The sequence below is a fragment of the Mycobacterium sp. RTGN6 genome, from assembly GCF_033804605.1.
Taxonomy (GTDB): Bacteria; Actinomycetota; Actinomycetes; order Mycobacteriales; family Mycobacteriaceae; genus Mycobacterium.
Window position 1 is genome coordinate 10,088 of record NZ_JAPZKZ010000012.1, and the last position, 13,462, is coordinate 23,549.

The following is a 13,462-nucleotide window of genomic DNA, read 5'->3' on the forward strand; positions in this document are numbered from 1 at the left end:
CTAGCTCACCGGGTAGAGCTTGCACGACAGGTGCGAACCCGGCGTCGCGTACACCACCGAGCCGAAGCCGCCGATCCGCACCAGCAGCACGTAGTAGACCATCGGCTGACCGGCTGCGATGCGGCCGACTGCGCTCTCCGGGTTCACCGCGCGGGTCGGGTCGCTGGTGTCCGACCAGTTCTCGTGAACGTGGGCGATCGTCTCGGCGTCCAGCGTCGACGGGTCGTAGAGCGCCTTGGCGCACAACGTGCCGGTCTCGGGGGCGTCGGTGGAGCCCTGCGGCAAAGCCCGCACCTGGACCTCCACCTGCGCGCTGTTGAACAGCCCCGAGCGCTTCCAACGAAGGTGGCCGTCGAAACTCGGGTAGTAGGCCTGGTCCTGGCCGGGGATGATGATCGTCCCGATCAGGTTGTTCGTCGAGCCGAACGTCCCCGCCGGCCCGAACGAGCCCTCGGGGATCGAGAACATCTTCGCCGCCCACGGCGAGTTGTCCGACGGCCGAAAGCCGGGGTTGCCGATGCCGCCGGCGGTCGCCGAGAACGCGACTCCCTGGCCCTCCTGGAATGGGCCGTAGACGTCGGGGGCCCCGAGCATCGACGTCGAAGGCCCCTGCGGCCCCTCGATGAGCGGCACGTCGACGGTGAACACCGGGGCGAGCGTCGTACCGCTTGGCGCTACGTTCAGGGTCAGCGGATAGGTGATCGGCAACACCGGCTCGACACCGCGGAACACGAACGACACGTCGGGCGTGGGCCCAGGCGGGCCGGGGATCGCGCCGAGCAGCGTGCGGTAGCCGGTGCCGGTCCAGATGTGCCAGTAGCCGTCGATGTACCAGGCGCGGCCGGCGTCGGCCGGGGTGAGGTGACCGGGCCCCGTGCTCGGGGGGAGGTCGCCGACCTCGGTGATCGTCGAGTTCCACTCGGGCCGCCAGAACGGGGCCGGGTCGCCCTTGTCGCCCTTGTCGCCCTTGATGGCGTCGAGCACGATGTTGTCCTCGCCGGGCATCAGCGTGAACGTGCCGACGATGGTCTGCGGATCACCAGGGTTGCGCGGCGCGACGTAGAACAGCACGCGGATGAACCGCTCGCCGACGAACAGCGGCTCGGTGGGGATGATGCTCAAGGTTGGGGCCGTCACTCTGGGCTCCTCTCTCGGTCGAGCTTCTCGGCCCACGGTTCGGGGTCGACGGCTGGCTTGTTCTCTCCCTCGGCCCATTCGGTGCCAGCGACGAACATCTCGGCCATAGCGTCGCGCACCTCGGGGTCGACTCCGCGCATAGCGTTTTCCTGCATCGCCTTCACCCGCGCCCGCGCCTCGGTCTGGGCGTCACGCTCGCGGTCGCCGGGCTTGTCGTGCTTGGTGAGCTTCCACTTGATCGAGTCGTTGTAGAGCCCATCGGGATTGCGCTCCGGGCGGATGAACGCGCCCTGTCCGGTCGCCTCGTCGAACGCCGGATATCTCGGATCGGCGTCCACGCCGGCGAGCGCCTGATGCAAGGTGAGCTGCTGCAAGTGGTCCTCGGTGATGCCGATGCCCCAGCCCTGCGGGCCGACTGCATCGCGGACCGTTTCCTTGAGCCGATCCCACCGCGCGAACAGCGCGTCGAGCTCGGCCTGAGTGAACTCGCGCTCGTATGGGAAGCCCGGAAAGACGAGCTTTCCCTTGGCCTTTTTGCGCCGTAGCCGCGCCGCTTTGCTCATGCTGGCACCCACCGACCGTCGCGGATGAAGCCGTGCAGACCGCAGTCGTCGCAGCCACACGACGGCGATACGTCGAGCGGATCGAGCGAGTGCACGGTGTGTCCGTCGGGCTCGCCGAGCACCAGGCGCGGCGCGACGATGATCGTCTGGCCGTCGCGCGGCCGGGTGCACGTGTGGCGCAAGCCGATCGAGCCGTCGGGGTAGAACGCGGCGGCAATGCTGCTGTCGTCGAACAGGCCGCCCTCGGTGAGGGCAACGAGGCTGTTGTAGCCGGTGGCTAGGTCGGCGAGTATCTCGCTCACGGGTTGACCTCCCCGCGGAACGACGTGCGTCGGTCGAGCTCGGTGCCGACCTCGCGGACGAGGTACGGATCGTTGCCAGGGCCGTGGCTCGGCGCATAGGGCCGCTCACCGCCGATCTGGAAGAACTCCATGACCTCGTGGGTCTCGACGTCGACGAACCGATCGAACAACCAGCGCTGCCACGAGCGCCGGTCATACGTCGCCGGCGGCACCGGGAAATAGTGGTTCACCGGCCGCACGTCCTCCGGGTGATAGCTGTCGACGCAGTACGTGGTGACGACGAACGTCAGCCCGTGCTCGCGCCCGGCGTCGTCTCGGTCCATGTCCCGCAGCTGCACGCGCCAGTGCGGCTTGTACGCCAGGGCCTCGACGAGCTCGGCGAGGACCACCGGGTAGGGCGCGGTCTGAGTCATGTTGTCGGCCATCAGAAGAGGTCTCCACTTCCTGCTAGGAGCGCGGCGAAGTTGGCGATGTTGCTCATCGTTCGGAACCCGCGCGCTACCGGGTCCTCCTCGCGGGAGTCGTCGCCGAACGAGATGACGGGGCGGCCGACCTGAGTGCGCGATCCCTCGGCTCGAATCGACATGACCTGGTCGGTGTACTGGACGCCGCGAATCTCCGCGGCGACGCGATCGCCGAGCCAGTAGTCCTCGCCCAGCACATAGGGTTGCCCGTCGCCGACGTCGAACTTGACCGACCGGTAGGCCTTCATCGCGGCGTCGCCGGCGGCGATGTCCTGGACCGCGTTCACGGTGTAGGCCGAGCCGTGACCCTGGTGGAAGTATTCGCGGAATGCGTAACTTCCGGCCCTGCTCGAACGTAATGGGTTTACGAATCTCTGAAATGCAATGAATACGTCGTCGAGCTGCCCTTGATAAAGGTTATCGAGGCCTTCTACGCCCGGAGCTTCCTGCCCCATAATGACCTGGGCCAGCTGCGATATCCCATATCTAATCGCGAATGTAATGGCTTGATTTACCCATTGAGGCGATTTGCCACCGACAATTATGTCAGTGGCTTGTGATTTGTGAATAACGAATTTGTATTTGCGGACGTTGCCATATCCCACGTCGCGGTGGACGAACGGTGTGGGCTTCGGCGCGACCAGCAGCAGCTTGCGGAAGAACGGATCGGTCTCGGTGTCGTGATCGGTGTCGAGCGGGATCAGCGTCTCGGTGATCAGGTCGTCGAGAGTGGCGGCGAACAGGTTCAGCGCGCCGTCGAGCATGGTGCCCGTCGGACCAGAGACACCGCTCTTGTCCTCGAACGACAGGATCACGCACGCGCGGGTCGGCTTGAGCAGCTCGGCGAGCTCGGGGCCGAACATCGTGTAGGGGGCGGGGTCGCCGGGCAGCCACGTGTAGGCCCGGCAGATCACGCCGGCGTCCTTCATCACCGGCGACAGGACGGTGTGCGCGTCCTTCCAGCGGGCCCCGATGGTGCACCAACGAGACTGGTCGAATAGACCGGCAGTCGGCATCACCTGGACGGGCCAATTCAATGGCGAGATATTCTGTAGCCACGTCTCGGGCGCGAATATGTTCCGCGGGATCGGGTAGAACCCGTTCAGCGTGAATAGGCGGAAACAATTGATCCAAGTCGCGGTTGCGCATGTGGTGACAGTTGGGCCGCCCCAGAGGAACATCTTCGGCAGCTGTACCTCGGCCGGGAAAATCGGATTCGCAGCGAGATAGATGCCCTTTAAATGGCGTCTATTCGATATGCAATTCAGCGTGGTAATCGACGCTTCGCCGGGGTTGTCCTCGCCCTCGATGGTGGCGACCTTGCCGCCCCAGCGCGATCGCCAGTCGTGCGGCTTGTCCGGGTCCGGGTCGATCGTGAGGTGAATGTCCTCGTCGTCGCCGATCTGGTAGGTCAGGATTTCGCGGAGCCAGTCCATGTCGCGGCCCGAGAACGTGATGTGAGCTTCGCCGTCGTCGGTGGCGAGCTCCTCCCAGTCCCACCGATCGAGGTTCTCGACGCGGGCGATGAACCGCATTTCCTTGTCCCAGAGGCGGATCAGCGGGGCCCTGGTGCGCCGATTCATGTAGGCGTAGCGGCGCTCCAACAGGTGCATTCGGAGCTCGGGGGAGAACTCGCCGGCCACGGTGCGCGGGTCCAGCGCCCCGCCGATGGCCGACACGACGTCTTCGAGGACGTTGCTCATGCTGCGAGCGCGCTCTCGAACCGCTGCGGCAGCTGGCACCAAATCTTGCCGCCGGGATGCTCGTGGATGACGGGCAACGTCGCGACGCTGCGCGGCGGGATCGGCACCGAGAACCCCTGGCCGCGGAACCGTTGCAGCAGCGGCAAACCGGTCGAGCCGTACTCGCCGAGAATCCAGTCGAGCAGCTCGCTCTTGCGGATGAATTTCTTCAGCAGGTTGTCGACCGGATCGATCGCGCTGATCGCGATGCGGTGCGTCGGGTCGGTGTCGATGATCGCGTGCTCGCCGTCGACGAGCTCGGGGACCTCGATCATGTTCGCGTCGCGGGTGCGGGTGAACGTGCCGAGCACCTCGTCGACGAACGGGATACCGAACAGCTTCCCGATGCGCGGCCAGTCGTCGAGCGGGTTGCGCTCCCCGGAGGTGAACGCGTTCGGGCCGTCGGGCAGCCACACCTTGCCGGGCGCGGAGACGAAGAAAATCGGCCAGGCCGGTTCGGTGCCGCGGTTGGCGACGCGGATCGTGCCGACGTTCGGGCCGCCCGAGGGCCGGATGAACGGCGGCGGGCACGCGTCTGGTCGCCGCCACCTGGGCTCGCCGTCGGCCGCGAGGATGATCTCGTGCAGTGCCACCTTCTGGTAGGCCGGATCGTCGGGTAGCGCGCACTTGGGGGCCTCAAGCAGCTGCATCGGAATCCACAGCTGCCCGTGGCGGCGGGTGGTCACCGAGAAGAACCCGGTGGCGTCCTTTTTGCAGCCCGCCCAGAACCGCGTCTCGGTGTCGTACCACCCCAGGCGGGTGTTCGACATGAGGCCGAGGGTGAAGCTGATCTCGCGGCGGCCGTCGACGGTCCGCTCGAACCGCGGCGGACCGTACGCGGGCGTGGTCCACACGCCCTCGAACGGGACGTGGACCATGCCGTCGATCGGGCCGGTGATGAATGCGCCCTCAGTGCCGGCCATCGTCCCCGTGAGCGGCCAGTAGCGGCCGTCCGAACCGATCCACGCGCAGGAGACGAACTCGGCCCGCGCAGCGGGCGACAGCTGCGACCACGGCACGACGCGCCGCGCGCCGCCGAGTGGAACGTCGAGGCCGCTGGTCACGAGCCCATCACTCCGGGGTTCTGCTGGTAGGTGCCCAGGCGCGGCGTCTTGATCAGGGTGCGGCGGATCAGGTTGGCGTTGCTCTCCTCGGTCATCTGCGGGTTTTGGATCGTCAGGTGAGTGGACTGGTCGACCGGCCCCGGTGGCGCACCGCCGGTGTCGCCGTGCGCCGACGTCGGCACCGACAGGTTCGGCAGCACCGAGGAGATGCCGGGGATCATCCCCAGCGGCAGCTGGCCACCGCCGCCGCTCGCGGCGTCGACGAGCCCGCCGAACGGGTTGACCGGGGTCCCCGACCACGGGGTGCCGTCACCGTTGGCGTAGCCGCTCTGCCACGGGAAACCCTTGCCCTGCGGGGTGTACTTGATGCCCATCAGCGCCGACGCGAGCTTGACGATCCCCAGCTGACTCGGATCGGGCAGCAGGTCACCGAACCCGAACGTGTCCGACAGGAACTGCTTGCCGATCGAGCCGAGCTCCCCGAGCTGCGAGTCGCCGCCCTCGCCGGCCGCGCCGGCCTCGCCCTCTTTGAACTTGGTGAACTTGCCGCGGCGGACCTCGTCGAGGTCGGCCTTGGCCTCGTCGCGCAGCCGTTCGGCGCGCAGCTTCTCGCTCTCGCTGGCGTCCGCTTTCGCCTCGACCTCGCGGACCCTGGCCTCCCGCTCGGCGAGCAAGGCCTCTTTCTCGGCGATCTTCGACTGGTCGGGGGTGTAGTAACCGGACTCGCCACGCTCGTTGGTTCCCGCCGTCGACCCGGTCGGGACCGTGTTGTTCATCGACCCCGACAGACCCGAGGCCGTGCTGCCCATCGCCGACGCCAAACCCGCCGCGGGAACCGAACCCGCGGGCATCTCGTCGGTGAAGATGTGCACGTGGTCCATGTGGTTCGCCGTCGGCGAACCACGATCAGGGACCGGCTCGACCTGCCCGCCGGGACGAATCAACGACTGCTGCCACATCACCCGATTCACGCCGGGAATGGACAGCGCCCACTGCACGATCTGATTGCCCAGCGCGACACCGTCCGGGCTCTGCCAGTTGGGAACCATCACGTCGAGCGCCCGACCGCTTGAGTGCTCGTTGTAACCGTCAGGTCCTCGGTAACCGCCGATATCAGTGACCTGCGGGAACGCTTGCAGAACCGCCGCGCGCAACTGCTGAGTGAAGGGCAGCAGCCCGCCCGCGTCGCCGAGCTGGCCGCCACCAGCGAAGCCGGGAAGCATCGAGTGCAACAAGGCTGCGCTCGGCACCCACCCGGCGTTGAGCGCGGCCACCATCGGAGCGCCGCCCTTGCTCATCGCGTTCGCAGTGACCACGCCCTCGCCGGCGCTCACCAGCGCCGTCGGCCGACCCTTGGTGTCGACGCCGAGGATCGAGTCGCTCGTCCCGGTGCCTGGCCCGAACAGCCGACCCGACTTGGTGCGCCCCGCGGTACCGCCGTCGCGCAGCCCGGCGAGGGTGCTGCCGAGGTCGCGGGCCATCTGCGCGCCCGGTATCTCGATCGGGCCGATCTTGAGCGGAACCTTTTGTAGGATGCCGCCGAGCCACCGCAGCGGGCCCTTGACCGCGCCCATCACGCCGTCAAATGCGCTCTTGACCACGCCTGCGAGGCCCGACCACGCGCCGCTAACAAAGTCGGCGACCCCCTTGAACGCGCCCTTGATCATCTCGAAAATCGGGGAGATTGCGCCCCACCCGGCAGAGAACGCGGTCTTAACGCCCTCCCACACGGGCACGATCGCGCCCTGCCAGAACGCCGTAGCCGCCGAGGCGACGGTGTCCCACGCTGAGCCGAGGAAACCGAAGACCGGTTGTATGAGTGACCACGCGCCCGACGCGGCCGTTTGCAGGTTGTGCCACATCGGCACGAGCACGGTGTCGAACACGTAGCGGCCGGCTTCGCCGAGCGCGGAGAACCCCGAGCCGATGGCGGCGAACACCGGCGATATCGCCGACCACGCCGCCGAGATGGCCCCCTTGAGCAGGTCCCACGCGCCCACGAACACGTCGCGGATGACGCCGGCAACCTCCATGACGATCGACACGCCGCTTTTGATGCCCGCGTAGACGGCCTGGGCGACCGAGATGACGCCGGTCAACCCCTTGATGGCGATCGGCAACGCAACGCTGAGTGTCTTGACCGCGTTGAGCAGTCCCACGCCGATGACGCCGGCGACGACCTTGATGATCGGCCACGCCTCTTTGAACGTGGCAATCCATTGGGTGCCGTACTCGATCAGCGGGCCCTTGATGTTCTGCCACAGCTCGGTCAGCGCGGGCAGGAGGTACTGTTTCGCGGCGTCACCGACCTGCATGAACGTGTCGCCGATGCTCTTGAGCCACGTCGGACCGTCCCCGTTGAGCGTGTTGAGGAACCAATTGCCGATCGCAATGAGCGGCCCGTCGAGGACGTCGAACAGCTTGAGCTTGAATCCCTCCCACACGTTGGAGAGCGACTCGACGACGCCGGGCAACCCCTGCATCTGTGCGGCGGCCATGTCGGCGGCCGCACCTTGTCGGTTGACCGCCGTCGCGGCCTCGTCCCACGCCTTGGCCCCACCTTGGGCGGCGACCATCGAGGCGCGCATCGCGTCGGAGCCGAACAGCACATTGGTCGCCGCCTGAAACTGCTCCTCGCTCATCCGAGTCGAGGCCTCCGAGACCTGCTTCATCATCGACTCGACGCCGACGAACTTGCCGGTCGCGTCGTAGAGCGAGAGCCCGAGCTCGTCGATCGCCCCTTGTGCCGGCTTGCCCTGATCGGTGATCGACTGAAGCGACGTTTTGAGCATCGTGCCGGCGTCGGAGCCGTTGATACCCATCCGCGAGAACATCGTCAGCGCCGTCAGTGTGTCCTCGATCGAGACACCGAACCCGGCGGCCACCGAGCCGCCCTGTTGCAGCGCCATCCCGAGGTCGGACACGTCGGCCGAGCTCGCGTTCGCCGCGGCGGCCAGCAGGTCGGCGACGTGCATGGCGTCGGTGGCCTTCAGCGAGAACGTGTTGATCGCAGCGCTCTGATACTTGGCGGCCTCGGCGGCGTCGATCTGCCCGGCGGTGGCCAGCTGCAACGTGCCACGCGCGGCGTCCATCGACTGCTGCGCCGTCATGCCGCCCTTGGCGAGCTCCAGCATCGCGCGGCCGGCGTCGCTGGCCGAGACGCCAGCCAGCTTGGTATCGGTGCCCAGCGCGCGGGCCGCCTGGCGCATCTTCTCCATGCCCGCGGCGTCGGAGTCGGTGACCCCCGAGAACGCGTTGACGGTCCGCTCGAAATCGATGCCGGTGTCCAGTGCGCTCTTGAACAGTGCCGCGACCGCGGCGACGCTCACGACCGCGCCGAGTGCCCCCATGAACGCGCCGCCGACCTTGCCGCCGATCCCGCCGGCCAGCGACGACATGCCGCCGCTGGACCCCTGCATTCCACGCTCGGCGTTGGCCAGCGGGTTGATCATCGAGCCCGGTGCGGAGCCGGCTCGGCGGGCTCGGTTGAGTTCGTCCTCGGCACGCTTGGCGTCGCGGGTGGTCGCCGCTTCGCGCCGTCGGGTCGCCTCGACGCGCTGCTCGATCGCCACTGTCTGAGAGCCGGCGTTGCGGGCCTGCTCGCGGGCCACTCGGACGCTGCGCTCGGCGGATTCGAGTTGCTTGGCGGTGGCCTTGTTGCCGTCGCGGAGTTCCTTCAGCCGGCGCTCGGCGGTGCCGACGGCTGAGGCCTTCGACGCGGCGTTGCTGCGGGCGGTCGCCAGCTTGGCCTCTTCGGCGCGGAGCTTGCCGGTGGCGTCCTTCACCTTGTCGAGCGCGTCGGTGTGCGTCTTGGCTGCGCTCGCGGTCGCGCTCGCGGTGGCCTTGAGGCCCTGGCCGATGCCCTGGCCTAGGTCGATGCCGAGTTTCTTGCCGAACCCTCCGAACGACTTCCGCATCCCGGCGTTGACCTGGCGGTCCATGCCGTCGAATGAGGGGATGACGGGGAGCGCGTAGTAGCCGATCGATTCGAGCGACACGGAGCTACCTCGCCCTGGCGGCGTATATCAGGCGGCGTGGTGCGCGGGCGAGCCACCGCAGCAGCCGCTCGGGTCGAGCTGGCTCGGTGTGGACGAGACGCCAGTCGTCGGTCCAGTAGCGCACGATCGGCCCGTGGCGGCGGCCGAGGGCGGCGCGGACTCGGCCGCGTCGCGTGGTGGGGAACGGGCCCGCGCTCGGCGGATCGAGCGCGGCGAGGGCCCGTTCGAGGACGGTTACGGTACGCACTCGTTCTGGATTTTCGCGCCGGCGTAGTCGGCGAACTCGTTGAGGTCGTCGACGAACGGGCAGAGCGCCTTGAGTTGCGTCCACGCCTCTTCGCCGATGAGAACGCGCAGCGCCTTGAGGTTTTTGTCGTCCTCGAATGCCTCGGCGGCGTCGGTGGGCCAGCGGCCTCGGCGCTTGGGCATCGTGAACGTCTTCCCGAGCCATTCGAGGGTCAGGACGGCGGCGTTCGGGTCCTCGACCGCTTCGGCGTCGGGGGTGAGGTCGCTGCTGTCGTCGACGTCGGGGTCTGGTACGGCCGCTACGGCGGCGTTGGTCTTAGCCATTGGGGTCGGTGTCTCCTAGTTCTCGTTGGCGGTTCTCGATCGCCTCTTGCATCGCCTGCGGCAAGCCGGGCACGGGAGCCGGTTGCTGCGTGTACGCGGCTTGGCGCGATTTCAACTTATCGACGTGTTCCGCTTTTGCCCGCATAGCTTCGATGGCCTTTGCTAGCTCCTCGGGCTTGAGCGGCCTGCCGGGATATAGTTCGCCGGTGAGCGCCTGGTAGACGCTTGCGCCGATGAAGTCGGGCTCGGTCCACACGTGTTTGCCGCCGTTGTCGGCGATGGCGATCGCCGACGTCGACGGCGAGCGTCGAATGTAGGTCCACACCTGGCGCAGGGTGAGCTCGCCGCGCCACCGGCCGAGGTAGTCGACGCCGAGGCGTTTGAGGTCGAGCTCGACGTCGGCCTCGTGGTCGTCGAGCAGCCGCAGCAGCGTCGGGATGCTGCCGAACCATTGGTCGGGCGTCGCCGGTGTCTCGGGCAACCTGGCCACCCCGACCGCCTCGGCCATCGCCTCGGAGAGCTCCCGGTAGTCGTCGAGCACCGGGCGGGCGATGCCGTGCGGCTGGCCAGCCAAGAGCTCGTTGATCGCGCGCACCCACCGCACCGTGCGGATCAACTTCAGCGGCCATCGTTCGAGCGCCAGCGGCACCACGAGCTCGCGGCCGCGGAACGCGACCGTCGCCTCGGTAGCGCCGATCGCCTCCAACCGAGCGGCGTCGCTCGGCACCGCGGTTAGCCGAGGCCGAGCTTGTCGACGAGCTCGGCCTTGCTCAGCGATTCGAGCTCGGCCTCGCTGTACACGTTGCCGCTCTCGTCGGCGAGGCCCAGGCGTGCGGCGTACGCCACGAGGTCGGCCTTGTTCGAGGCCTTGCTGACCTCGGCGGGAACGTGCCCCGTGTGGGTGTCACCGTTGCCGTCGACGACTGCGCCGGCCTCGCCCTGCTCGCCTTCGGCGGGCTCTCCGACCACCTGCTCGGGGTAGTCGGCTGCGGCGACCTGAGTCACCGCGGCCCCCGACAGTCGCGTCTTCGCGCGGACGAACACGCCACCCGCCTCGGGAGCGTCGTCGTCGACGAACTCGACGTTTCCGCGTTCCTTGTGCACCTTCGCCGAGTTCTCGTCGAGCTGAAACACCGAGCCCTCTTGGCGGCCGGGCATGGCCTTGACTGCCTTGACTGTCTGCACCGTCGTCTCCTGTCTGTGTCCGGTTGAGGTATTACGCGATTCGCGTAATACGCTGGTCAGGCGGCCTTTTGGGCGGCGTAGAGTTCCTTGGACGAGTTCGGGAACACGCGCACGTCGATCTCCCGCGGGGACGCGTTGCCCTCGTTGTCGGTGATCGTTTCGCACCAGAACCGGCCGGGCATCTTGGAGATGAGCCGGTTCACGCCGCCGGCGGCGGTGCGCTTCTCCAACGCGAACCACGCGTGGAGAGCGTGCGGCACGACGATCGACGTGTCGGTCGATCCGGGCCACAGAATCTCCTGGACGGCCGGGTTGTCTTCCAGCGCCGACACCTTCGTCGAGTGGCTGAAGTCCTTATCGGCCACGATGATCGTGCCGTAGCCCCAGGCGGGAATGTCGGTGCTGTCCCACTGGCGGCTCTGCTCGATCCCGGCGTCGCCGACGAGCAGGCCGAGGAACTGCCACTTGCCCGTCGTGGTGACGAACGGGTCGTCGACCGCCTCGGGAATGTCGGTGCTCGGCAGGGTCGCGGCGGTGTAGATCAGGACGTCGGCCTCGGCCCAAAGGCGGGAGGCCACATTTGCGGGGTTGCCGGCCATCGGCGTTGCTCCTCAGCTAGTAATCGGTCATCGGGACAACTGTCGGCAAGGTGAACGAGGCCAGGTCAGCACCCGTGTCCGAGTCCCGTGTAGCCACGAACGCCGCGCCACCGCGCCGGATAGTTGCCATTCCATCGGGTAGGTGCGAGCGAAGATAGCCATCCGCGAGGGCGGCGACTTTCTTTGCCTGGCGGGAGCCACGTGCCCGCACGAGAATCCGAATGGTTGGGTCGCGTTTGATGGGATATTGCACGGGTCCCCCGTCGTCGCTCACGGTGACGAGGGGTGGGTCGGTTCGTAGGGACCAATCGGTGGGGATGCCGTCCTCGGCATCCTCGACCCGGCACGCGCCACCGAGGTCGGTGATGGTGGACGGGAGCATGTAGAACGTCCGCAACGAGGCGATCGTCGCGGGTACCGGGTCGGCGTGCACCCTCATCGGATCGGCCACCCGAGCTCGCCGGCGGCCTTCGTGGCGACACCGTCTTTCGCCTGGTCCTCAGCGCCTACGACGACAGCCGACACAACGCGGTCGGTGGTGTAGTCCTCGACGTGCCCGCCAGCGCGCTCAGCGCCCGCCGCGGCGGTGTCGTGGATGACCTTCTTGAGACCGGGGTCTCTCCTCGCGATGCGGCCGATCGCCTTACGGTCGGCGACGAATCCCTCTTTGCGGCGGCGGGCCATCAGGCTCGCCCGCCGGCCCGGTAGTGCGCGGCCACGACGAGTTGGCGGCGCTCGGCCCACTGCGACTCTTGGCGGCCGACCGAGATGACGGTCTCGCGGCCGCGGACGATCAGCCAGTCGCCGTCGTTGACCGGCGCGTCGAGGTCGAAGACCACGGTGTAGTCGGCGTCCGCCGACAGCCCAGGCGTGCTCGCGCCGAGTCGGGTCCGCGCGTCGCCGACGATCACCGCGCGGGCGATCAGCGGGACCGGGTCACCGTCGGGGTCCACGATGCCGTCATGGCGGCGGCCCGCCGGCACCAGGGTTACGGCCTCCCCGAGGCTCACGTCGGCGGCGTATCGCCCGTAGACGCGGACGTGGCTGGCTCGGCCGAACCCGTCGTACATCACGACGCCGGGCGTGCTCAGCTCGAACAGGCGGCCAGCGTGACGCACCGCAGCGGTCGACGTGAGTGCCTGCGTTTCGGAGTCGACCGGGAGCGCGCCCTTGGCTTCGAGGGTCGCGACGACCGTGCCGCCGAGCTCCTCGGTGCCGCCGGTGACTTGCCACGAGCATTCGCCTCTGGTGACGGTGCGCTCGGTCATCGCCGGTCGGCCCCACGCGTCCACTGCCGCCGGGACCGCGGGCTCGCGGATGACGAGCTCGATCGTGTCGTCGCCGAGCGTGGTAAGCAGTTGAGCCACGGTGAGCACGGTTACCACCGCCTCGGGCCGGGGTCGGTGAACGCGTAGGCGAACGAGTCGGGGCCGCCGTAGGTGCCGGTGTCGTCGGTGCCGTAGAACGCCTGCGGCTCGGCCGTCGTCGACAGCCCGAGCGCTACCAGGTAGCGGTCATCGAATACGAGGAGCTTCGCCGCGTCGGCGTAGGTGATCGACGTCGTGCGGCCATCGGTCTGCGTCATCAGCTGACGCACGCGCGGGTCGAGGTTCTGCGGCGACAGGACCGACGCCACCAGGTCGTAGGTGACGAGCTTCGCCTGCGTCGCGAGCGGGTCGGTCGTCAACAGGCCGGGCAGCCGGGACGGGGCGCGAATCCAGTCCGCCGCGGCCTGAACGAGGAGCTCGACGAGTGCACGTTCACCGGCTGTGAGAGTCCGCGGCGCGATCAGCGCCGCGAACTGGTCAGCCGTGAGAAACGGTTGGGTGTCCACTCGT

The 13,462-nt window shown here is 68.0% G+C and carries 16 protein-coding genes; all 16 read right to left on the bottom strand.

Annotated elements, in window-relative coordinates; all coding sequences use genetic code 11:
- Genes SLQ33_RS26350 through SLQ33_RS26425 form a run of 16 tightly spaced genes read right to left on the bottom strand, consistent with a single transcriptional unit; the run spans position 1 to position 13,458 of the window.
- Positions 1-1,137, bottom strand: coding sequence for a hypothetical protein (locus tag SLQ33_RS26350; protein ID WP_319456857.1), 1,137 nt, complete (start codon positions 1,135-1,137; stop codon positions 1-3).
- Positions 1,134-1,700 (bottom strand): hypothetical protein, encoded by a 567-nt coding sequence (locus SLQ33_RS26355; RefSeq protein WP_319456858.1) that lies wholly within the window; start codon positions 1,698-1,700, stop codon positions 1,134-1,136. The genes SLQ33_RS26350 and SLQ33_RS26355 overlap by 4 nt, the downstream gene beginning before the upstream one ends.
- Positions 1,697-2,002 (bottom strand): hypothetical protein, encoded by a 306-nt coding sequence (locus SLQ33_RS26360; protein WP_319456859.1) that lies wholly within the window; start codon positions 2,000-2,002, stop codon positions 1,697-1,699. Before SLQ33_RS26360 ends, SLQ33_RS26355 begins: the two co-directional genes overlap by 4 nt.
- A complete protein-coding gene (locus SLQ33_RS26365) occupies positions 1,999-2,427 on the bottom strand; it encodes a hypothetical protein (protein ID WP_319456860.1) in 429 nt (142 codons plus the stop codon). The genes SLQ33_RS26360 and SLQ33_RS26365 overlap by 4 nt, the downstream gene beginning before the upstream one ends.
- Positions 2,427-4,169, bottom strand: coding sequence for a hypothetical protein (locus SLQ33_RS26370; protein ID WP_319456861.1), 1,743 nt, complete (start codon positions 4,167-4,169; stop codon positions 2,427-2,429). The genes SLQ33_RS26365 and SLQ33_RS26370 overlap by 1 nt, the downstream gene beginning before the upstream one ends.
- Entirely contained in the window at positions 4,166-5,272 is a 1,107-nt protein-coding gene (locus tag SLQ33_RS26375) for a hypothetical protein (protein ID WP_319456862.1), read from the bottom strand. Before SLQ33_RS26375 ends, SLQ33_RS26370 begins: the two co-directional genes overlap by 4 nt.
- Entirely contained in the window at positions 5,269-9,270 is a 4,002-nt protein-coding gene (locus SLQ33_RS26380; RefSeq protein ID WP_319456863.1) for a phage tail tape measure protein, read from the bottom strand. The genes SLQ33_RS26375 and SLQ33_RS26380 overlap by 4 nt, the downstream gene beginning before the upstream one ends.
- A gap of 4 nt (positions 9,271-9,274) precedes the next feature.
- Positions 9,275-9,517, bottom strand: a complete 243-nt coding sequence (locus SLQ33_RS26385) for a hypothetical protein (RefSeq protein WP_319456864.1) — start codon at positions 9,515-9,517, stop codon at positions 9,275-9,277.
- Positions 9,505-9,840, bottom strand: a complete 336-nt coding sequence (locus SLQ33_RS26390; RefSeq protein WP_319456865.1) for a hypothetical protein — start codon at positions 9,838-9,840, stop codon at positions 9,505-9,507. The genes SLQ33_RS26385 and SLQ33_RS26390 overlap by 13 nt, the downstream gene beginning before the upstream one ends.
- The gene (locus SLQ33_RS26395) at positions 9,833-10,567 is read right to left on the bottom strand and encodes a hypothetical protein (RefSeq protein WP_319456866.1); all 735 of its coding nucleotides are present in this window, start codon (positions 10,565-10,567) and stop codon (positions 9,833-9,835) included. Before SLQ33_RS26395 ends, SLQ33_RS26390 begins: the two co-directional genes overlap by 8 nt.
- A gap of 5 nt (positions 10,568-10,572) precedes the next feature.
- The gene (locus tag SLQ33_RS26400; protein WP_319456867.1) at positions 10,573-11,025 is read right to left on the bottom strand and encodes a hypothetical protein; all 453 of its coding nucleotides are present in this window, start codon (positions 11,023-11,025) and stop codon (positions 10,573-10,575) included.
- Between the two features lie 56 nt (positions 11,026-11,081).
- Positions 11,082-11,624 (bottom strand): hypothetical protein, encoded by a 543-nt coding sequence (locus tag SLQ33_RS26405; protein WP_319456868.1) that lies wholly within the window; start codon positions 11,622-11,624, stop codon positions 11,082-11,084.
- A 16-nt stretch (positions 11,625-11,640) separates the two neighbouring features.
- Positions 11,641-12,075, bottom strand: coding sequence for a hypothetical protein (locus tag SLQ33_RS26410; protein ID WP_319456869.1), 435 nt, complete (start codon positions 12,073-12,075; stop codon positions 11,641-11,643).
- A complete protein-coding gene (locus SLQ33_RS26415; protein ID WP_319456870.1) occupies positions 12,060-12,308 on the bottom strand; it encodes a hypothetical protein in 249 nt (82 codons plus the stop codon). The genes SLQ33_RS26410 and SLQ33_RS26415 overlap by 16 nt, the downstream gene beginning before the upstream one ends.
- Positions 12,308-12,991 (bottom strand): hypothetical protein, encoded by a 684-nt coding sequence (locus SLQ33_RS26420; protein WP_319456871.1) that lies wholly within the window; start codon positions 12,989-12,991, stop codon positions 12,308-12,310. The genes SLQ33_RS26415 and SLQ33_RS26420 overlap by 1 nt, the downstream gene beginning before the upstream one ends.
- 11 nt (positions 12,992-13,002) lie before the next feature.
- On the bottom strand, positions 13,003-13,458 hold the full coding sequence (locus SLQ33_RS26425) for a hypothetical protein (protein ID WP_319456872.1): 456 nt from the start codon (positions 13,456-13,458) through the stop codon (positions 13,003-13,005).
- Positions 13,459-13,462: the final 4 nt, after the last annotated feature.